The organism is Streptomyces sp. NPDC021093 (genome assembly GCF_044333135.1).
In the GTDB taxonomy this organism is placed as follows: Bacteria; Actinomycetota; Actinomycetes; order Streptomycetales; family Streptomycetaceae; genus Streptomyces.
On record NZ_JBIRQJ010000001.1, the window covers coordinates 528649 to 547686 of the forward strand.

General features: G+C 72.1%; 21 protein-coding genes. 11 read left to right on the plus strand and 10 right to left on the minus strand.

What is annotated here, in order from left to right; genetic code table 11:
- Positions 1-73: 73 nt before the first annotated feature.
- Entirely contained in the window at positions 74-1108 is a 1035-nt protein-coding gene (locus tag ACH4SP_RS02445; RefSeq protein WP_398408350.1) for a helix-turn-helix transcriptional regulator, read from the plus strand.
- Here the strand turns inward: ACH4SP_RS02445 and ACH4SP_RS02450 are convergent.
- Positions 1089-1409 (minus strand): antibiotic biosynthesis monooxygenase, encoded by a 321-nt coding sequence (locus ACH4SP_RS02450; RefSeq protein WP_398408352.1) that lies wholly within the window; start codon positions 1407-1409, stop codon positions 1089-1091. The genes ACH4SP_RS02445 and ACH4SP_RS02450 overlap by 20 nt on opposite strands.
- 60 nt (positions 1410-1469) lie before the next feature.
- On the opposite strand from ACH4SP_RS02450, the gene ACH4SP_RS02455 reads away from it, so the two are divergent.
- From ACH4SP_RS02455 to ACH4SP_RS02500, 10 genes are all read left to right on the plus strand, one after another.
- Positions 1470-2042, plus strand: a complete 573-nt coding sequence (locus ACH4SP_RS02455) for a TetR/AcrR family transcriptional regulator (protein WP_398408354.1) — start codon at positions 1470-1472, stop codon at positions 2040-2042.
- Between the two features lie 86 nt (positions 2043-2128).
- The gene (locus ACH4SP_RS02460) at positions 2129-3679 is read left to right on the plus strand and encodes an AMP-binding protein (protein WP_398408356.1); all 1551 of its coding nucleotides are present in this window, start codon (positions 2129-2131) and stop codon (positions 3677-3679) included.
- Positions 3680-3742: 63 nt separating this feature from the next.
- Positions 3743-4777: an ATP-binding cassette domain-containing protein gene (locus ACH4SP_RS02465; protein ID WP_398408358.1), complete on the plus strand. Its 1035-nt coding sequence runs from the start codon at positions 3743-3745 to the stop codon at positions 4775-4777.
- The gene (locus ACH4SP_RS02470; RefSeq protein WP_398408360.1) at positions 4774-5586 is read left to right on the plus strand and encodes an ABC transporter permease; all 813 of its coding nucleotides are present in this window, start codon (positions 4774-4776) and stop codon (positions 5584-5586) included. Before ACH4SP_RS02465 ends, ACH4SP_RS02470 begins: the two co-directional genes overlap by 4 nt.
- A 22-nt stretch (positions 5587-5608) precedes the next feature.
- Positions 5609-6484, plus strand: a complete 876-nt coding sequence (locus tag ACH4SP_RS02475; RefSeq protein WP_398408362.1) for a MerR family transcriptional regulator — start codon at positions 5609-5611, stop codon at positions 6482-6484.
- A 153-nt stretch (positions 6485-6637) separates the two neighbouring features.
- Positions 6638-7471 (plus strand): hypothetical protein, encoded by an 834-nt coding sequence (locus ACH4SP_RS02480; RefSeq protein ID WP_398408364.1) that lies wholly within the window; start codon positions 6638-6640, stop codon positions 7469-7471.
- Between the two features lie 105 nt (positions 7472-7576).
- Positions 7577-8368, plus strand: a complete 792-nt coding sequence (locus tag ACH4SP_RS02485) for an SDR family NAD(P)-dependent oxidoreductase (protein ID WP_398408366.1) — start codon at positions 7577-7579, stop codon at positions 8366-8368.
- A 114-nt stretch (positions 8369-8482) separates the two neighbouring features.
- Positions 8483-8785 (plus strand): helix-turn-helix domain-containing protein, encoded by a 303-nt coding sequence (locus ACH4SP_RS02490; protein WP_398408368.1) that lies wholly within the window; start codon positions 8483-8485, stop codon positions 8783-8785.
- On the plus strand, positions 8782-10473 hold the full coding sequence (locus tag ACH4SP_RS02495; RefSeq protein ID WP_398408370.1) for a helix-turn-helix domain-containing protein: 1692 nt from the start codon (positions 8782-8784) through the stop codon (positions 10471-10473). The genes ACH4SP_RS02490 and ACH4SP_RS02495 overlap by 4 nt, the downstream gene beginning before the upstream one ends.
- Complete coding sequence (locus ACH4SP_RS02500; RefSeq protein ID WP_398408372.1) at positions 10470-11306, plus strand: class I SAM-dependent methyltransferase; 837 nt, start codon at positions 10470-10472, stop codon at positions 11304-11306. The genes ACH4SP_RS02495 and ACH4SP_RS02500 overlap by 4 nt, the downstream gene beginning before the upstream one ends.
- A gap of 4 nt (positions 11307-11310) precedes the next feature.
- Here ACH4SP_RS02500 and ACH4SP_RS02505 read toward each other — a convergent pair whose 3' ends face one another.
- From ACH4SP_RS02505 to ACH4SP_RS02545, 9 genes are all read right to left on the minus strand, one after another.
- The gene (locus ACH4SP_RS02505) at positions 11311-12036 is read right to left on the minus strand and encodes a class I SAM-dependent methyltransferase (protein WP_398408374.1); all 726 of its coding nucleotides are present in this window, start codon (positions 12034-12036) and stop codon (positions 11311-11313) included.
- Positions 12037-12044: 8 nt separating this feature from the next.
- Complete coding sequence (locus ACH4SP_RS02510) at positions 12045-12299, minus strand: hypothetical protein (protein WP_398408376.1); 255 nt, start codon at positions 12297-12299, stop codon at positions 12045-12047.
- Between the two features lie 20 nt (positions 12300-12319).
- Positions 12320-13669: a TRAP transporter large permease subunit gene (locus ACH4SP_RS02515; RefSeq protein WP_398408377.1), complete on the minus strand. Its 1350-nt coding sequence runs from the start codon at positions 13667-13669 to the stop codon at positions 12320-12322.
- A gap of 72 nt (positions 13670-13741) precedes the next feature.
- Positions 13742-14461 carry a molybdate ABC transporter substrate-binding protein gene (locus tag ACH4SP_RS02520; protein WP_398408379.1) on the minus strand — a complete coding sequence of 240 codons (720 nt, stop codon included), beginning with the start codon at positions 14459-14461 and terminating at the stop codon, positions 13742-13744.
- 65 nt (positions 14462-14526) lie between these two features.
- A complete protein-coding gene (locus ACH4SP_RS02525; protein ID WP_398408381.1) occupies positions 14527-15165 on the minus strand; it encodes an aldolase in 639 nt (212 codons plus the stop codon).
- A complete protein-coding gene (otnK, locus tag ACH4SP_RS02530; protein ID WP_398408383.1) occupies positions 15162-16463 on the minus strand; it encodes a 3-oxo-tetronate kinase in 1302 nt (433 codons plus the stop codon). Before otnK ends, ACH4SP_RS02525 begins: the two co-directional genes overlap by 4 nt.
- Positions 16460-17173, minus strand: a complete 714-nt coding sequence (locus tag ACH4SP_RS02535; protein ID WP_398408385.1) for an aspartate/glutamate racemase family protein — start codon at positions 17171-17173, stop codon at positions 16460-16462. Before ACH4SP_RS02535 ends, otnK begins: the two co-directional genes overlap by 4 nt.
- The gene (locus ACH4SP_RS02540) at positions 17170-17991 is read right to left on the minus strand and encodes a hydroxypyruvate isomerase family protein (RefSeq protein ID WP_398408387.1); all 822 of its coding nucleotides are present in this window, start codon (positions 17989-17991) and stop codon (positions 17170-17172) included. Before ACH4SP_RS02540 ends, ACH4SP_RS02535 begins: the two co-directional genes overlap by 4 nt.
- Positions 17991-19013 (minus strand): phosphoglycerate dehydrogenase, encoded by a 1023-nt coding sequence (locus tag ACH4SP_RS02545; protein WP_398408389.1) that lies wholly within the window; start codon positions 19011-19013, stop codon positions 17991-17993. Before ACH4SP_RS02545 ends, ACH4SP_RS02540 begins: the two co-directional genes overlap by 1 nt.
- Positions 19014-19038 lie beyond the last annotated feature (25 nt).

The window sequence follows — 19038 nt, forward strand, 5'->3', positions numbered from 1 at the left end:
CGGTCCGCCATCGCGGAACATCTCCGAAGTACCTCGGACACACCTCAGACACACCTCCGAAAGGGTGCTCGCCATGGACGAGGCAGGCGGCGACGGGCTCGGGACGACGGAGCGGGTGCTCACCCTGCTCGGGCTGCTGCAGCAGCGCCAGGTCTGGACCGGCCCCGAACTCGCCGCCCGGCTCCAGGTCACCTCGCGCACGGTGCGCCGCGATGTCGAGCGGCTGCGCACGCTCGGCTATCCGGTGCAGGCGGGCCAGGGCGTCGGCGGCGGCTACCGGCTCGGCCCGGGGAAGGAACTGCCGCCGCTGCTCCTCGACGACGAGGAGGCGATCGCCACCGCGGTCTCGCTGCTCGCCGGAGCGGGCGGCGCGGTCGCGGGCGCGGGCGACGCCGCGCTCCGGGCGTTGAGCAAGCTCGACCAGGTGCTGCCCAACCGGCTGCGGCACGAGGTGCGCGCGCTCTCCGGTTCGGTGGAGTCCTTCGGCGGCGGCCGTACGCAGGTCGGCCCCGAGGTGCTCATGACGCTGGCCCGCGCCTGCCGCGACGAGGTGGAGGCAGGCTTCGAATACCGCTCCGGGGACGAACTGCGACGGCGGCGGGTCGAGCCCTACCGGCTGGTCGCCTCCGACCGGCGGTGGTACCTCTTCGCCTACGACCTCGACCGCGAGGACTGGCGCAGCTTCCGCGTCGACCGGATGGCCGAGGTGTCCGCACGGACCTGGCGGTTCCGCCCGCGCCCGGCGCCCGACGCGGCGACGTACGTGCAGGAGGGCGTGGCGAGCCGGGTCTACCCGCACCGGGCGCGCGTCCTCGTGCACGCGCCTGCCGACACGGTGCGCGCGCAGATTCCGGCAGGGGCGGCCGTCGTACGGCCGCGCGGGAACGGGAGCTGCGAGGTGCTCAGCGGCGCCGCCAGCCTCGACGCCGTACTCATGCACGTACTCCTGCTGGGACACGACTTCGAGGCGCTCGACCCGCCCGAACTGGCAGAACGCTGCCGCGCGTTGGCGGAGCGACTGCGGGCGGCCGGGGCGCCGGCCGCACGGCCGGCGCCTTCGATCACCTCGACCACTTCGACTGCGTCGGCTACTTCGGCAGGAGGGTGAAGATCTGCCGGGGCTTGAGCTCGCGCTCGTCGAAGGCGACGACGTCGCCCAGGCCACGGGCGGCGGTGAACGCCGCCTTGAAGGTCTCGTCGGACTCGAACCGGCCGGTGGAGACGACGGCGTCGCCGTCGGGGGTGGCCCAGATCTCGGCGGACAGGCATCCGGGGGCGGCCCGCATCGAGTCGCCCACCTGGTGCGCGCGGCCGATGAAGTCCTCGAAGTGCTCAGGACGCGGGTAGTGGAAGGCGATGAAGCCGACGGTCATCTCACTGTCTCCGATCACGTATACGGTGACGTACAAGTGAAGGCTAGCTCTTCTATACGGTGCCGTACATACGGCGGACAGTGAGGTGGGACACCCATGGGCACGATGCGCACGCCACGTGGCAGCTGGATCGAGGAGGGCCTGCGGGCGCTGGCCGCCGCGGGCCCGGACGCCGTGCGCGTCGAGGTGCTGGCGAAGAGGCTCGGCGTCACCAAGGGCGGCTTCTACGGATACTTCGCCGATCGGGGCGCACTGTTGGAAGCGATGCTCGACACCTGGGAGCGGGAGGCCACCGACGAGGTGATCGACCGCATTGAGGAGGAGGGCGGAGATCCGAAGACCAAGATCCACCGCGCGGGCATGCTGACCTTCTCCGACGACCGGCTGCTCCCCATCGACCTCGCGATCCGCGCCTGGGCCCGGCACGACGAGGCCGTCGCCGAGCGCCTGCGGCGGGTGGACAACCGGCGGATGGCCCTGCTGCGCGAGATGATCGGCACCTTCTGCACCGACCCCGACGAGGTCGAGGCCCGCAGTCTGCTCGCCTTCTGCGCGGCGATCGGCAGCCACTTCCTCGCCGCCGACCCCGGTGACCGCCCCCGGGACCAAGTGCTCGCCCGCGCCGCCGACCTGCTGCTCGACCGTCGTCCCGGAGAGACCGGCGCCTGACGGGTGCCGGGGCCCGTGGTGCTTGTGTGCAAGCGGCAACTACCATGACCGCCCACGCGCACCACCGGCAGACGAGAGGACTCCCGATGACTGCCACCGTCAGTTTCGAGGGCAACGAAATACCGCCGCAGCAACTGGAGGCGCGGGCAAGGAAGTTGGCGGGAGGACTGTACGATCTGGGGCTGCGCGCGGGCGACGTGGTCGCGGTGCTGCTGCGCAACGACTCCGTGTACGTGGACGTCATGCTCGCCTGCCGGCTCGGCGGCTTTCACTTCTCTCCGCTCAACTGGCACTTCACCCCGGCCGAGCTCGCGTACATCGTCGAGGACTGCGGCGCGCAGGCGGTCATCGGCCACGCGGACCTGCTCGAAGCGGCGCGCCCGGCACTCGCCGACGGCCTCACCGTCCTCGCCGTGGGCGGCGAGCAGGGCGACGGACAGGGCGACGGGCAGGGTGACGGGCAGGGTGACGGGCAATCCGTCGAACAACCGGCCCTCCCCTACGAGCCCTGGCTCGCCCAACAGGCCGACTACAGCGGCCCGTTGGTGTCCCCGGGCACGCACATGGCCTACACGTCCGGGACCACGGGCCGTCCCAAGGGAGTCGTCCGCGCATCCGTACCGGTGGAGGAGATCGACGACTTCCGCCGCCGCACCCTCGCCGTCGTCGAGCAGGTGTACGGGCTGCGGGCCGGCTGTCGCGCCCTGATGACGGCACCGCTCTACCACAGCGCACCGAGCATGTACGCCCAGTACGCCGCCCTGGCCGCGGAGCTGTTCGTCGTCGCGCCGCGCTTCGACCCCGAGCAGACCCTGGCCCTCGTCGAACGCCACCGCATCGACTCCCTCTACTGCGTACCGACCATGTACGTACGCCTGCTGAAGCTCCCGCGCGAGGTCCGCGACCGCTACGACCTGTCCTCGCTGCGCTTCGTCGGCTCGACCGGGGCCCCGTGCGCGCCCGAGGTCAAGAAGGCCCTGATCGACTGGCTCGGGCCGATCGTGCACGAGACGTACGCCTCCAGCGAGACCGGCTACATCACCGTCATCGACTCGGTGGAGGCCCTCGCCCGGCCGGGCAGCGTCGGACGTCCGCTCGGCGACGCGCAGATCCGGGTCGTCGACGAGGAGGGGAAGGAGTGCGCGCCGGGCGAGGTCGGCGTCCTGTACGTACGGCAGCCCGCGCACACGGACTTCACCTACCGCGGCCGGGAGCGGGCCCGCGAGGAGATCGGCCTCGGCGAACTCGTCTCGGTGGGCGACATGGGATACCTCGACGAGGACGGCTACCTCTACATCTGCGACCGGGCCGTCGACATGGTCATCTCCGGCGGGGTCAACATCTACCCGGCCGAGATCGAGGCCGCGCTCCTCGGCCGCCCCGGAGTCCTCGACTGCGCCGTCTTCGGAGTCCCCGACCCCGAATTCGGCGAACGCCTGCACGCGCTCGTACAGCCGGAAACGGACACCACGCTCGACCCCGCCCAACTGCGCGACGCCCTGCGCACCACACTCGCGGGATTCAAGGTCCCCCGCACCATCGACCTCGTCACCGAACTGCCCCGCGACCCCAACGGCAAACTCGCCAAGCACCGCATCCGCGCCGCCTACCTGGAGTCGACGCCGCACCCTGCCTAGGCGTACGGGCAGGTGGGGGCGGCGGTTGACCTTGACGCAGGGGCAGCCTCCCAGCATGGCAGCATGACTACGAGAAGCAGTGCGAGAAGCAGTGCGAGAAGCAGTGCGAGAAGCAGCGCGAGGGGCAGCGCGATCGAGGTCGTCGGGCTGCGGAAGTCGTACGGCGGCCGCGAGGTGCTCGCCGGAGTCGACCTGGCCGTCCCGGCGGGCACCGTCTACGCCCTGCTCGGGCCCAACGGGGCGGGCAAGACCACCATGGTCCGGATCCTGTCCACGTTGCTCGCGGCGGACGCGGGCGAGGCCAGGGTCGCCGGGTACGACGTACGGCGCGAGGCGCACCGGGTGCGCGCGGCGATCGGGGTGACCGGGCAGTTCTCCGCCGTGGACGAGCTGCTGACGGGGCGGGAGAACCTGCGGCTGATGGCCGACCTCGGCCACGGTGACCGGCGCGTTCGGCGCGGCCACCGCGACCGGCGCGGGGCGGCGACCGGGGTCGACCGGCTGCTGGAGCGGTTCCGGCTGGCCGATGGAGCCGACCGGCGCGCGGGGACGTACTCCGGTGGCATGAAGCGGCGGCTGGACCTGGCGATGACCCTGGTGGCCGAGCCACGGTTGATCTTCCTCGACGAGCCGACCACCGGCCTCGATCCGCGTAGCCGCCGTGAACTGTGGGGAATCGTGAGGGAGTTGGTGGACGGCGGAGTCACCGTCTTCCTCACCACCCAGTACCTGGAGGAGGCCGACCGGCTCGCCGACCGGATCGGCGTGCTCGACGGGGGCCGGCTGGTCGCCGAGGGCACTGCTGCCGAGCTGAAGCGGCTGGTCCCCGGCGGTCGCATCGAGCTTCGGGCCGCCGACAGCGGGCGGGTGGCCGAGCTGGCGCGCAGGTTCCCCGAAGCGAGCCCGAACCCGGGGGCACTCACCGTGACCCTGCCGCACGACGGCAGCCTCGCCACGCTGCGCCACCTGCTGGACAGGCTCGACGACCCGGAAGGGACCGACGACGGCGCGGTCACCGGGCTCGCCGTGCACACCCCGGACCTGGACGACGTGTTCCTGGCCCTCACCGGCCACCCCGGCGAGGAGGTACGGGCATGAACACCGCGACCTACGCCCTCCGGGACTCGGCGACCATGCTGCGTCGCAACCTGAAGCACATGGCCCGGTACCCGTCGCAGACGCTGATGCTGATCGGCCTGCCGCTGCTGTTCCTGCTGCTGTTCGTCTACGTCTTCGGCGGCACCATGGGCGCCGGTCTGCCCGGAGCCCCGACGGGGGACACGGGGGGTACGGGGCACCGCGGCGCCTATCTGACGTTCATCACTCCCGGCATCCTGACGATGACGGTGGCCAGCGTGTCCATCAGCACGGCGGTCTCGGTCGCCACCGACATGACCAGCGGGATCATCGACCGGTTCCGGACCATGGCCGTCGCCAGGTCCTCGGTGCTCACCGGGCATGTGCTCGGCGCGCTGATCCAGACCGCGCTGGCACTCGCCACGGTCCTCGGCGTGGCGTTCCTGCTCGGTCTGGAGGCCGCCGCCTCGGCGCTCCAGTGGGCGTTCCTGCTCGGTCTGCTCGCGCTGCTGTCGTTCGCGATGACCTGGTTCACCGTGGCGCTCGGGCTGGCCAGTCCGAACCCGGAGACCGCGAGCAACTGGCCGATGATCTTCATGTTGCTGCCGTTCGTGGGCAGTGGGTTCGTACCGGTCGGGTCGATGCCGGTCGGGCTGCGGTGGTTCGCCGAGTACCAGCCGTTCACGCCGGTCATGGAAGCCGCCCGGGGACTGCTGGCCGGATCGCCGGACGGTACGGACTCGCTGTGGGCCGTCGGCTGGTGCGCGGCGATCGGGCTGACCGGCTACCTCTGGGCGCGGCGTCTCTACCGGACCCGCGCCGCGAACTAGCAGAGAGAAGGAGACTGGTCCGATGCTGACCATCGGCGAGCTGGCGTCGTACGCCGGAGTGACGGTGCGAGCCGTGCGGCACTATCACGCGAAGGGGCTGCTGCCGGAGCCGGAGCGGGACCACTCCGGCTATCGCAGGTACGGCGCGGGCGCCGTGGTCGAGCTGATCAGGATCCGGACCCTCGCCGAGGCCGGGATCCCGCTGGCGCGCGTACGGGAGCTGCTCCAGGCCGACGAGGAGGAGTTCGCCGTGGCGGTCGCGGAGATCGACGAGCGGCTGCGGGCCGAGATCCGGGCACGGCAGCGGCACCGCGAGCGGATCGCCCGTCTCGCCGCGGGCGACCACCTGGTGCTGCCCCGGGAGGTGGTCGAGTTCCTCGACCGGTTGCGGGCGCTCGGGGTCGACGAGCGGATCGTCCAGGTCGAGCGCGACGGGTGGATCCCGCTGGCCGCGCGCTCACCCGAGCGGGTCCCGGAGTGGATGGCCCGCAAGCGGGAGCAGCTCGCGGACCCGCGGCTCGTCGACTTCTATCGCACCCTGGGCCGGGCGCTCGCCCGAACCGGCGCGGACCCACGGTCCGTGGCGTCGGCGGAGGCGGACGAGGCGGCCGAGCTGGCGGCGTTGGCCGACGAACTGGCCGACTACATCGCGGAGTTGGCCGACGCACAGGGCGATGACTACGTCGACGACGCCGACATCGAGCCACCGTTCGTGAAGCTGATGGACACGCTGGCTTTTGACACCGCGCCGCCGGCCCGTCGGCTGATGGAGCTGCTCAAGGAGCGGGGCTGGTCCGGCTGGACCAAGCTCGAACGTGTCGACGGCCAGGCGCGGGGCGCGGCCGGAACAGGGCAGGAGGGCCAAGAGGACACCGGGGTACGGCGCTTCCGGCGTTAGCGCCGCGCCCGCCCGCCCGCGGCACGTACCAGCGGAAGTACGTCCGCACGGGACTGGCGCCCCCGCCCCGGCCGTGGCTCCATGGCAGGGGGCCGAGTCGCGGGGGCCGAACCGTCGGCGTCGGCTCGTCGGTGTGCGCGGTGGGAGGTTGCCATGGGTGGCTGGAGCGACTGGTGGGAGGTGCCGGGCCGGGTGACGGGCTACGCCTCGGCGTGTGCCCGCAAGTACGGCCGCATCGACCTCTTCTCCCTCGGTGAGAACTTCCTCCCCGTCCACAAGACCGACCCCTTCGACGTGAACTCCCCCTGGAAGTCGCTGGGACAGCCCGGCTCCCTCGGGGTCCCGCCCGCGGTCGTCTCCATGGGGCAGGAGTACCTCGACGCCTTCTTCCACTTCGGTTACCACAACAGCTACAACGGCCTCAAAGCCACCCCGTGGACCGGCTTCCAGCGCTTCGACTGCCAGTCCCAGCACCCGATAGCGGTCTGTTCCTGGGGTCCGCAGCGCATGGACCTGTTCGCCTGCGACCGGGACGGCACCCTGGCGATGAAGCACCGGTGGTACGACCACGGGGCCTGGTCGGGCTGGGAGGACCTGGGCGGCGAGTTCTTCGGCGGGGTCGCGGCCGCGTGCTGGGCCCCCGGGCGCATCGACCTGTTCGGCGTCGGCTTCAACAACCGGGCGATCTGGCACAAGTGGTTCGACGCGGGCCACGGCTGGTCGGGCTGGGAGAGCATGGGTGGAATCACCAACGACGCGCCGTCCGCCGCCAGTTGGGGACCCGGGCGACTCGACCTCTTCCATACGGGCCTCGACCAGGCGGTCTACCACAAGTGGTTCGACGCGGGCATCGGCTGGTCCGGCTGGGAGTCCCTCGGCGGCTACGCCTGGAGCGGCACCGCGACGGCGTCCCCGGGCCCCGGCCGCCTGGCGGTGTTCCACCGGGGGCGCGAGAACACCATCTGGGCACGGAGGTTCGGCTTCTGAAGCAGTGGCCGGGCCGGGGCCAGGGCCCGGATCCGGCCGGTGCGGGCGGGGAGAATGGCGCGGACCGCCCTGGTCCGGTGGGGGCGTTGCTGGGAACCTCCTGGGATGGAGCTGCGAGGCGCGAGGGTACTGGTGACGGGTGCTACCGGAGGGATCGGGCAGGCACTGGCGGTGGCGCTGGCCGCCCGCGGCAGCGAGGTGGTGCTCACCGGGCGCCGCAAGGACCTGCTGGAGCCGTTGGCCGAGCGGCTGGGCGGCCGGGCCCTCCCGGCGGACCTGGCCGACCGGGGTGCGATCGAGGAACTGCTGGAGGCGGCGGGCGACATCGACGTGCTCGTGGCCAACGCCGCACTTCCCGCGACGGGCCTGCTGGACGACTTCTCCGTCCACGAGGTCGACCGTGCGCTCGACGTCAACCTCCGTGCCCCCATCGTGATGGCCAAGCTGGCCGGGCAGCGGATGGCCGCCCGCCGCCGCGGTCACCTCGTCTTCGTCAACTCGCTCGCCGGCAAGACCGCGTCCGGGCAGTCCTCCCTGTACAACGCCACCAAGTTCGGGATGCGCGGCTTCGCCCTCGCGCTCCGCGAGGACATGCGGCCCCACAACGTCGGCGTCTCCACCGTCTTCCCCGGCTTCATCAGCGACGCGGGCATGTTCGCCGACTCCGGCGCGACCCTGCCCCCGGGAGTCGGCACCCGTTCGCCGCAGGACGTGGCACGTGCGACCGCGAGGGCCGTCGAGCAGAACCTTGCCGAGGTGGACGTGGCCCCGCTGGGCCTGCGGCTGGGCGCTCTGCTCGGCAGCGCCGCACCGGGTCTGATGGCCGCTGTCCAACGCCGCTTCGGCAGCGACAAGGTCACCGAACAGCTCGCCAGGGGGCAGCGCCACAAGCGGTGACAGCGGTGAGGGCGGTGACGGCGGTGACTTCCCGGAGCCTGTGAGCGCGCAAGCATCGCGCGTCAGGGGTGGGTTCCATGCGTAAGGCGCATCAGCCTTGATAGGTTGCGCGGCATGGGAATGAGCTTGGAGGAGTCGCTGCGGCTGACCGTGGCCGCGCTGATGCAGGCGACCGGGGACTCGCAGCGGGGGATCGCGGAGGTCCTCGGCCTGACGCAGACGCAGGTCTCGCGCCGCCAGTCCGGTACCGCGTCGTGGCAGCTGGACGATGTGGACGCACTCGCCGCCCACTACGGCGTCCGTCCCCTGGAGCTGCTGGACGGCCCGACCAGGGCGTGCGACGCCCTGCCCGCGGCCCGGCTCCGCACCTCGAAGGAGAAGGAGAAGGAGAAGGAGAAGAAGGGGGCGGTCCGATGAGTGGCTCCAGTCACAGCTCCGGCCCCTCCTCCGGCCCCGTCTCCGGGCCCGGTCCTACCTCTGCCACCTCGACCTCCGGCTTCGACGCGATCGACTCGCTGCTCTCCGCCGTCGCCCCGCCCGCCGCACTGCCCGGCCCGGAGGTACGGCGGGACCTGCGCGAGCGCGCTCACCTCTCCAAGGCCCAGATCGCCAGGGCCCTCGGCGTCAGCCCCAGTACCGTCAGCGGCTGGGAGGCGGGCCGCGACCCGGTCGGCGAGATCCGGACGAAGTACGCCTACCTGCTCGACGGACTGCGGGACAAGCTCGGGAGCGCGGCAGCGGAGCGCACCGACGAGCCGGACGCCGACCTGGATTCCGTACCGGACCACGAGGACGCCGCTCCGGCCGGGCCCGATCAGGGGCCGGGGCAGGAGCAGGAGGACGACGGGGACGTGGAGGTCCTGTCCGCCGCCGAGCCGTGCGTGCTCTGCGGGCGGCCCGCCCTCCATCGGATGGACGGCTTCGCCCAGCACCTGGACCCCGCCGACTGCCAGGCCGACCCCACAACTCCCCCTGCCCCGGCTCCCGTTGCCGTTCCCGTACGTACGGAACCTGCCGTGAAGTCGAAGTCGAAGTCAGAGTCGAAGCCGACATCGACACCGACACCGACGAGGACGCAGACGCGTACGAGCCGTCCGGCCTCGCGGCCGACGGAGGAGAGGCCGCCCCGGGGCCGTGCGTTCCAGGACGAGTCCGGTCCCGGCGACCTCATCGCCCAGGCCGTGCAGGCGGCCCTCGCCGAGCACCGGGGCGACGTCGACGACGCCACCGCCGCGCTGCTGAAGCGGGCGATCCCCGACGCCATGCGGCTCCTCGACGAGACCCGCAAGGGCGGCAGGTACGACATTGTCGCCCACCCGTGGATCCCGGACGTACTGCGCAAGCAGACCTCCAAGGGTGCGGACCAGATCTGGGAAGCGCGCCCGAAGTGGACCCGCCACGAACTCCCCGCCGGTGCCCACGAGGTGACCGCGCTCGACATGAACGGCGCGTACCTCTCCGCCCTGAAGACCCACCTCCCGCTCGGCCAGCTGGAACACTCCACCGGCTTCGGCTTCGACCGCCGCCGCGCCGGGGTCCACCTGATCACCCCGCCGGAGTGGGAGCACGAGGACGTCCTGCCGAACCCCATCGGCAACCGTGATGAGCCGGGCCCGCTCTGGGTCACCGAGCCGACCCTCCGTCTCCTCCTGCGCCTCTCGGGCCCCAAGCGCCAACTCTGCGCGCCGCCCGAGATCCACGAGTCGTACACCTCGGGCGCGACGGAGGGCCTGCTGGAGAAGTTCCGCGTCGTGCTCAAGGACGCCCGTGAGACCGCGCTCGCCGAGGGCGACGAGGTGACGCTGGAGTATGTGAAGGCGATGTACTCGAAGTTCGTCTCGACGATGGGGGAGTCGAACTACAACCGGGAGCTGTACCGCCCGGACTGGATGCACCTGATCCGCTCCCAGGCCTTCTCCAACCTCTGGACGAAGGCCCTCAAGGCCCATGACGAAGGCCTGCACGTCGTACGGGCCATGGGCACCGACGAACTCCACGTGATCGGCGACTGGCGCAAGGTCTTCCCCGAGGGCCGGGGGGTCACGGAGGTGAAGGTGAAGGACGTATACAGCGTCGGTGAACCCGGAGTACCGTCCGGCGAATGACTTCCGAGCGGACGAAGCGAGAGCAGACGAAGCGAGAGCAGACGGATCGAGAGCGGGCGGATCGAGAGCGGACGGATCGCGAGTGGACGAACGCGGACGCGATCCGGCAGTGGAACGCCATCCCCCGAGCGGTGCTGGAGGCCATGGACCCCGAGGGGGACTTCGCCAAGCGGCATCTGCTCAATCCCGTGGTGCTGCGCATGCTCGGCGACGGTGGCCTGAAGGGGCAGCGGGTCCTGGACGCCGGCTGCGGTCAGGGCTACTTCAGCCGGATGCTGGCCGAGCGCGGTGCGGACGTCGTGGGTGTCGAGCCCACGGACACGATGGTCACGTACGCGCGGGCGAAGGAGCGGGAGCGCGGGCAGGGCATCCGGTACGTACAGGCCGATCTGACCGCCTTGCCGGAGCTGCCGGACCTGTCGGCCCCCTTCGACGCCGTCGTCTGCAACATGGTGCTCGCCGCCGTCCCCGACTGGAAGCCCGCCATGCGTGCCTGCGTGGAGGCGCTGCGGCCGGGCGGGCTCTTCGTGTTCTCGGTCAACCACCCCGCCTTCGAACAGCTCTGGAGGACCTGGCGCGCACACGGTGAGTACCGGCTGAGCGGCTATCTGGAGGAGTACGAACTCGCCCAGACGCACGCCTCCGACTTCCACCGCCCCCTCTCCGTGTACCTCAACCAACTCGCCTCACTGGGCTGCCGGTTGACCGAACTCGCCGAACCCGGACTCGACCCCGCCACCGCCCGCGAGGCCGAGCCGACGACACCGGGCATCGAGAGTTACGTACACCTGCCCAACTTTCTGATCGTGGCGGCGGTACGGGGCGCGAGCTGAGGGATCAGGGTGCGCGACGCCCCCACGCCGACACCAACGGGGCCGTCGCCAGGTCGAGTTGGCCCGTCGCCACGTTCGCCAGATGCCGGTCGATGTCCGCGTCCGTCGCGATCCCCGCCGCCACGAGCCGTCCCCGGATCTGCCGTACGGTCGCCGCTTCCAGCACGGTGCAGGCGGGCGAGGTGATCGGGAAGTAGGCGTCCGCCCGTAAGCCGGTTGGCGAGCCGCTGCCCGGGGCCGGACTCGTCCGGGCACAGCAAGGGCTGGAGCCCCGGATCGGCGTCCTCAAGGAGCAGCACCCCACCGGGCGCAGCGCCCGGACCATGCGGCGCAGCGCCTCGGCCCGGTCGACGACGTGCACCAGGACCAGCCGGGCGTGCACCAGGTCGAAACCGCCAGGCGGCGGAGGATCGGTCGCGACGTCGTGGCGCAGGACCTCGACCACCGGGGAGGCGGCCTCCCGGGCCCAGGACACGTCGATGTCCGCACAGACCACCTGCCTGGTGGGTCCGACGCGCTCGGCGAGCCCTGTGGGAACGGACGGGCCGCCGGCCCCCACCTCCCAGCACCGCATGCCCTCGGTGAGGCCGATCCGGTCGACGTGCCGGAACGTCACCGGGTCGAACAGCTCGGCCAGCGCGCCGAACCGTACGCCCGCCTCCGACTGCTGGTTGTCGAGCAGATAGCCGTGCTCGTTCTCCGCGCCGTCCGTGTCCGTGCTCATGCCCATGGCCGGAACTATTCCTCCCACTCTCCCGCCTGCTCCTTCCCCTCCCGCGTGTAGAGCAGCAGGAAGGCGAAGATTCCGGCCAGCCCGGCCAGGATGCACGCGGTGTCGGCGACCTCGGTGCCGAAGGTCTTCATCAGTGCGGCGGAGCCGACCGCGATGGCCACCGTCTGGCCCGCGACCACCGCGAATCCGGCGAGCAGGAAGAGGGCGACGAGAACGCGGGAGGCATTCAGGCAGAACGTATACATCTTCGTACTCCTCACATTCGTACTCCTCACACGGGTCATCCGGGAATCCAAATCGCTCCCACCACCATCAGCACGCCGATGAGGTACGAGGGCACGAGGTAGTACAGCGTCACCGGGACGAAGATCTTCACCGGGTTGATGGAGGCGATGCCCGCCGCCACGTACAGCGGTGCGGCGCCCGGCGGTGAGCAGCCCTCGGAGGAGGCCCACACGATGATGGCGGCGAACGCGATGTGCGGCGGGACGTCGGCCGCCGTCAGCGCGGCGAAGGCCACGGGGCCGACGGCCGCGAGCGTGGACGTCGTGTTGAGCGGGCCCGCGACGACCACCACGATCAGCCCGACCACGAGCGCCGCGACGATTCTCGGCACTCCCTCAAGATTGCGCAGGTAGGGGGCGAGCTGTTCGCCGATACCCAGGGTGTTCAGCACGTTGGAGGCGGCGAACGCCGAGATCATCGTGACGCCGATCAGCCCGAGCTTGGGGCTGATCTCCGACAGCAGCGTCCACCATTCCCTGCCGCCGTGCGGCAGCATCCGCCGCTCGACGATCAGTCCGGCGAGCAGCATCACCACCGGCAACCAGACCAACAGCGGTACGACGTCGGAGACTTCGAGCCCGCCGAGCCGTTCGCCGATGACGTCGCTGGTCGGCGACGCGGTGAGGACGATCGGCACCGCGATGGCGGCCAGTACGACCAGCGAGGTCCAGCCGGCCGCGAAGGTCCGGCGCAGCGGGTGGATGTCCTCCTCCGCCATCGCGCCCACGCCTCGCCGTCTGACGATGACGTACGCGATGACCAGCCGCAGCACGACCATCCAGGCACCCGTGACGAAGATCGTGCCGACCACGTCCTGCGCGGTGAGCACCGGCAGTACGGTCGGTGCCGCGAGGAGGATGAAGAAGGCGCCGCTGAAGGGGAAGGTGGCACCGACACCGGCGTTCCCGGAGAGGACCAGAGCGGCGGTTTCGCCGCTCGCCTTCGAACGCTTCATCCACGGAATGGTGATGGACCCGATGGTCGCGACGATCGCCGCGCCGTTGTGCGCGACTGCCCCGAAGAGACCGGCCGAGACCGTCGCCGCGTAGGCGGAACCGCCCTTGCGGCGGCCGAGCAGCGAGCTGAGGATGTCGATCATCCGCTGGACGAGCCCGGTTCTCGTCAGGAGTTCGCTGACGAAGACGAAGGCCAGGGCGGCGAAGGTGATCTCCGACTTCAGCCCTTCGACGAGGGCGTCCCACGCGACGCGCGGCGCGTCCGTCCCCGCGAACGCGGCGGCGGCGAGGAAACCGATGACCATCGCTTCGCCGATGTTGCGCTTGAACGCCACGTTCCATACGACGATGGCCCCGATGAAGGCGACCAGAGCGAATATCGCGTTCATGGGCGCCGACCGTCCCGCCGACTGTCCCGCCGACTGCTCCGGCGCGGGAACAGGCCGTCGGCGGCGGCCTGTTCAGCCCGCCGGTGGTACTTCCAACCCTGCGTTACGGTACGCATCCTGGGCCTCCTCCCCGGTGAGGAACGCGTGCAGTGCGCGGGCCCCGGCCCGGCCGACCGCCGCCGTGCCCAGCGCGACGGACAGCTCGGTGAGGTGCTGGGCCCCGTCCGGCAGCGGTCCCACCACCCGTGCCTCGGGCACGAACATCAGCTCGCTCATCTGCTGCACGGCCAGGTCCGCCCGGCCGTCGGTGACGGCCAGCGCGGTGAAGCCCTTCTCGACGACCGTGGCCCGTTCGTTCACCTCGTCCGCGATGCCGAGCCGCTCCAGCAGACCGGCGAAGTGGACGCCGCTGGCACCGGTGCGCGAGTACGCCACCGAACGGGCCGAGCGCAGCGCCGTGACCAGCGCGTCGACCGTGTCGATGGCGGGCGGCTCGGCGCCGGGCGGTACGGCCAGACCGACTCCGACCCTGGCGAGGTCCCGTACCGAGGCCTCGTCGATCACCCCCGCCTCGCACAGCGCGGGGAACGAGCCGGTCACCCCGACCATGACCTCCGGCCGTGCGCCTTCCTCAATGCGCCTGAGCAGTACGTTGGTCGGGTCGTAGACCCCTTCGACGGTGGTGCCGGTCCGCTCGGTGAACGCCGTGAGGATGACGTCGTCCAGGGCCTTCTTCACCGCGAGCGCACTGAAGAGGTGCACCGGGTGCGGGTGGGGTTTGTTCGTGGACATCTTTGTCCTTTCGCAGGGGGAGCAGGTCGGGAGGGCAGGTCGGGGGAGCAGGCCGGGGGAGCAGCTCAACGGTCGGCCGGGCGCAGTGCGCCGCGCCGGGCCTCCGTCAGCGGGCGGGTGCGGGTGCCGCGCAGCAGGAGGAAGAGCCTTGCCGTCTCCTCCACCTCCTCGGCCACCTCCAGCGCGCGTCCCGGGTCAGGGGCGGCGACGACCGGACCGTGGTTGCTGAGGAGCAGCGCTGCGTGGTCGCGGGCCAGCGCCTCGACGGCGGCGGCCGCCCGGCTGTCGCCGGGGGCGAAGTACGGCACCAGCGGGAGTCGGCCGACGCGCATCGCGTAGTAGGCGGTGAGCGGCGGCAGCACGTCGTCGCGGTCGACCCCGGCCAGGCACGAGACCGCTGTCGCGTGCGTGGAGTGGGTGTGCACCACGGCCCGGTCGTACGGCCTGGCGCGCAACATCGCGGCGTGCAGGAACGCCTCCTTGGACGGCTTGCCGCCGGACACGTGCTGCCCTTCGGCGTCGACGACCGACAGCTCGTCGGCGCGCACGGTGGCCAGGCTCGACCCGGTGGGCGTCACCAGGATGTGGGCGCCCGCGCGCAGCGAGACGTTGCCCGTGCTGCCGTGCGTCAGCGAACGGGCGGCGACGGCCCGCGCGACGGCGATGAGGTCTTCGCGCTCTGGCTGGTCGGCGGGGAGACTCATGCCGTCCCCTCGGCGGAGGCCGGGGCGGACGCGTCCACGAGCAGTCCCGGCCCGCCGAAGTTGCCGGACTTGAGCAACAGCGCGAGCGGCGGCCCGCTGCCGCCCAGCGGATGGATCCACGGCACACCGCGCGCGGCCTCCACGCCGACACGTGCACCGGTGACCCCGAGCGCGGCGACCACGGCCCCTGACGTCTCGCCCCCGGCGGCTATCAGCCGCCGCACCCCGCGCCCGGCGAGCCCGGCCGCGATCAGCCCGGTCGCCTCCTCCAGCATGGCGGCCGACCGCTCCACACCCAGCAACTCCTGTGTCCTGCGCAGCAGTTCGGGTTCGGCGGAGGAGTAGAGGACGGGTGAGTCGGCACCGGCGGGCAGTGCGTCGTACCAGGCGAGCGCGGCGGCGGCGAGCGCCACCGGGTCCGGCACGGCCACCGGGTCCAGACGGTACGCGGGCCGGCCGGCCCCCTTGAGCGCCGCGAGCTGCTCCAGGGTGCGGCGGGAACAGCTCCCGCTCAGTACCGCTGCGGGCCCGCCGGGCGCCGACCCGGTGTCCGTGGCGGCCGTCGTCCCGGCGTACGCATGCGCGAGTCCCGCGGCAAGACCCGCCGCGCCCGCGACGAGCGGTGCGTCCGCGAAGGCCAGGCCCAGTGTGCGCAGGTCGCTCCCGTCGATGCCGTCGGCGAGCACGTACCGTGCGCCGTCGTCCCCGGCACGGGTCAGCGCGGCGCGTACCGCCGCCGGGCCCTCCCGTACCGTATCGAGCCCGATCAGCTCCACCTGCTCGCGCGTCTGGGCCCGCAGCAGCCGGGGCAGGTACGAGTCCGTCATCGGGGTCACCGGGTGGTCGCGCATGTGCGACTCGCCCAACAGGACGCCGTCCACGAAGAGTTGGCCCTGGTACTGGGTCCGCAGGTGTTCGGGTGAACTCGGCGTCAGGGGCACGGGACCGGCGCCCGTCGCCCCGGCCAGCGCGTCGAGGACCGGACCGATGTTGCCGCGCGGCGTCGAGTCGAACGTCGAGCAGAACTTGAAGTAGAGCTGCCCCGTGCCCTGCCCGCGCAGCCACTCGTACGCGTCCATGGACGCCTTGACGGCATCCGGGGCGGGCACCATCCGGCTCTTCAGCGCCACCACCAGGGCGTCGTGCGGGGGCAGTCGGGTCGTGCCGTCGCCGGGTACCCCGAAGAACAACAGCGTCCGAAGCCCGGCCCTGCGCAGGGCCACGGCGACGTCGGTCGCCCCGGTGAAGTCGTCGGCGATCACGCCGAGCGGGGCCGGTGCGTGGGGATGTGCGGTCATGCGGGCCCTCCGTAAGTGGTGAGGCGGGTGCGCAGGGCGGCGGCCGCGGCCTGCGGGCCGGAGACGACCGGCAGGCCGAGCGCGGCGGACAGGGGTGCGGCGGCGGGCGCCAGCGAGTACTGGGCGAGCAGTACGGCGTCGGCCCCGTCGGCGTACGGCAGGCATGCGCGGTGCAGCGCTCCGGCCAGCTCGGCGGTGTCGCCTCGGCGGGCCGCGTCGAAGGCGTCGGGCGCCACCACACCGACCGGCTCCGTCGCAGAACCGGCCGCCGCCACGGCGGCGGAGAAGCGCGCCACCGAATCCCGCATCGCGCCTTCGAACGAGGCGAGCACCAGCACCCGGCCGAAGCCCGAGGACAGCGCCCGCGCGAAGGCGGCCGTGTCGGGCGCGAGCAGCGGGACCCGCGTCCCGACCGCCTCGGTGACCCGGCCGTACAGCGAACAGGTCAGCAGCACCCCGTCCGCCCCGCCCTCCAGGGCACAGCCGATCAGCCGGCGCATCCGGTCGACGAGGGCCGGCGGCAGCGGCCCCTCGGCCGGTGCGTCGCTCAACAGCCGGTCGTCCAGCAGGTTCCAGGCCTCGGCCGCCGGGAACTCCTCGGCCAGGCCCGCGACGGCGGGGGCGACGGCGGAGGGGACGGCACTGATCAGCGCGATCCGGGGCGCGCGGGGCGCTCGGCCCCCGGCCGCCTCTTCCTCTTCGGCGTTCACCGGGCCACGCCCGCCAGTTCGGAGATCCAGGACAGCCCGTTCACCGTGCCGTCCGCCGGGCGGTACTCGCAGCCGATCCAGCCCGCGTAACCGGCGTCCAGCAGTGTGCCGAAGACACGCGGCCAGGAGATCTCGCCGGTGCCCGGCTCCGTCCGGTCCGGCGGGTCGGCGATCTGGAGGTGCCGGACCCGGGGGAGTTGCTCGCGCAGCGTCGTGACGAGGTCCCCTTCCTGCACTTGTACGTGGTAGAGGTCGAGCAGCAGCCCGAGCGCACCGTCCCCGTCCCCTTCTCCGCCCAGGGCCTCCACGACGGCGGCGGCCCGTGCCTGGGTGTCAAGGAGGAAGCCGGGCGCGTCGCGGCTGTTCTGCGCTTCCAGGACCAGGCACACCCCGGTGCCGCGGGCCCGTTCGACGGCCCAGGCGAGGTTGCCGACGAACGTGGCGAAAGCGCGGTCGTGGCCGACCTCGGGCGGTCGTACTCCGCCCAGCACGTGCAGGAAGTCGCTGCCCAGCTCGACCGCGTAGTCGAGGCCGCGCTCCAGATCGGCGCGGAAGCGGTCGGTACGCCCCGGCAGGCAGGCCGCACCCGCCCGCTCCGGTGAACCGGGCTCGCCCACCGGTGTGTTGATCAGCACCTGGTGCAGCCCCGCGTCCGCGAGGCGCCGGCGCAGCCCGGCGGCCGGGTACGGATAGGGGTCGGCGTACTCGACACCGGTGAAACCGGCGTCGGCCGCGGCGTCGAACCGCTCCTCGAAGGGGACTTCGGTGAACAGCCACTTGAGATTGGCGTCGAAGCGCAGCCCGTTCGGTGCCCGCATCAGAGCGCCCCGACGCCGGACGCGGCGCTCGCGTACTCCGGGTTGACCAGGTGGGCGGGGGCGCGGCCCGCCAGTACGTCGATCACCTGCCGCGCGGCCATCGCACCGGACCTGGCGCGCGCCTCGACCGTGGCGGCGCCGATGTGCGCGGTCACCAGGACGGCGTCGAGCGTACGCAGCCTGCTGCCGGGCGGCAGCGGCTCGCACTCGGTCACGTCCAGTGCGGCGCCCGCCAGTCGGCCCGCCTCGACCGCGTCGGCGAGCGCGTCCTCGTCCACCACCCCGCCCCGCGCGGTGTTGATCAGATAGGCGTCGGGCTTCATCCGGCGCAGCGCGGCGGCGTCGATCAGATGCCGGGTGGTGTCGTCCAGGGAGAGGTGCAGGGTGAGGAAGTCCGCCTCCGCCAGCACCCCTTCGACGGTCCGCGCCTCGACGCCGGTCTCCGCGAGGAAGTCCTCGTCCAGCCGCGGATCGTGGGCGACGACCCGCATGCCGAGCGCGAGCGCCGCGCGGGCGACGGTCTTGCCGATGGAGCCGAGGCCGACGACGCCGAGCGTCGTGCCGTACAGCTCCCGCCCGCTCTCCTGCGGCCAGCCGCCGCTCCGCACGGCGGTGAGGTTCCGCGGGATGCGCCGGGCGCAGTTCAGCATCAGGGCCAGGACGTGCTCGGCGACGGATATCCGGTTGGTGCCCGGGGTGCAGGTGACCGCGATGCCCTGCCGGGTCGCCGCCGCCACGTCGATGTTGTCGTAACCGACGCCGCAGCGGCCGAAGACCTTCAGCCCGGGAGCCGCCCGGATGACCTCGGCGGAGAAGGCGTCGGTGCCGGCGACGACGCCGGCCACGTCCGCGACGCAGTCGGTGAGGGTGCGCCCGGTGGCCTCCCGGTCGGCCCGCCTGGCGAAGACCGTCTCCAGTCCGGCGTCCCGGAGCAACCGGTCGACCTCGCCGCCTGGTTCGAGGTACGGAGTGGTGACGAGCACCCGGGGCGGGCGTTCCTTCGGGGCGTGCGGCACGGGCATGGGGAGTCCTCTGTCTCTTCTCTTC

Coding starts and splice junctions, on each gene's coding strand:
- ACH4SP_RS02445 (WP_398408350.1), top strand. CDS start 74: ATGGACGAGGCAGGCGGCGACGGGCTCGGGACGACGGAGCGGGTGCTC.
- ACH4SP_RS02455 (WP_398408354.1), top strand. CDS start 1,470: ATGGGCACGATGCGCACGCCACGTGGCAGCTGGATCGAGGAGGGCCTG.
- ACH4SP_RS02460 (WP_398408356.1), top strand. CDS start 2,129: ATGACTGCCACCGTCAGTTTCGAGGGCAACGAAATACCGCCGCAGCAA.
- ACH4SP_RS02465 (WP_398408358.1), top strand. CDS start 3,743: ATGACTACGAGAAGCAGTGCGAGAAGCAGTGCGAGAAGCAGTGCGAGA.
- ACH4SP_RS02470 (WP_398408360.1), top strand. CDS start 4,774: ATGAACACCGCGACCTACGCCCTCCGGGACTCGGCGACCATGCTGCGT.
- ACH4SP_RS02475 (WP_398408362.1), top strand. CDS start 5,609: ATGCTGACCATCGGCGAGCTGGCGTCGTACGCCGGAGTGACGGTGCGA.
- ACH4SP_RS02480 (WP_398408364.1), top strand. CDS start 6,638: ATGGGTGGCTGGAGCGACTGGTGGGAGGTGCCGGGCCGGGTGACGGGC.
- ACH4SP_RS02485 (WP_398408366.1), top strand. CDS start 7,577: ATGGAGCTGCGAGGCGCGAGGGTACTGGTGACGGGTGCTACCGGAGGG.
- ACH4SP_RS02490 (WP_398408368.1), top strand. CDS start 8,483: ATGGGAATGAGCTTGGAGGAGTCGCTGCGGCTGACCGTGGCCGCGCTG.
- ACH4SP_RS02495 (WP_398408370.1), top strand. CDS start 8,782: ATGAGTGGCTCCAGTCACAGCTCCGGCCCCTCCTCCGGCCCCGTCTCC.
- ACH4SP_RS02500 (WP_398408372.1), top strand. CDS start 10,470: ATGACTTCCGAGCGGACGAAGCGAGAGCAGACGAAGCGAGAGCAGACG.
- ACH4SP_RS02505 (WP_398408374.1), bottom strand. CDS start 12,036: ATGGGCATGAGCACGGACACGGACGGCGCGGAGAACGAGCACGGCTAT.
- ACH4SP_RS02515 (WP_398408377.1), bottom strand. CDS start 13,669: ATGAACGCGATATTCGCTCTGGTCGCCTTCATCGGGGCCATCGTCGTA.
- ACH4SP_RS02520 (WP_398408379.1), bottom strand. CDS start 14,461: ATGTCCACGAACAAACCCCACCCGCACCCGGTGCACCTCTTCAGTGCG.
- ACH4SP_RS02525 (WP_398408381.1), bottom strand. CDS start 15,165: ATGAGTCTCCCCGCCGACCAGCCAGAGCGCGAAGACCTCATCGCCGTC.
- otnK (WP_398408383.1), bottom strand. CDS start 16,463: ATGACCGCACATCCCCACGCACCGGCCCCGCTCGGCGTGATCGCCGAC.
- ACH4SP_RS02540 (WP_398408387.1), bottom strand. CDS start 17,991: ATGCGGGCACCGAACGGGCTGCGCTTCGACGCCAATCTCAAGTGGCTG.
- ACH4SP_RS02545 (WP_398408389.1), bottom strand. CDS start 19,013: ATGCCCGTGCCGCACGCCCCGAAGGAACGCCCGCCCCGGGTGCTCGTC.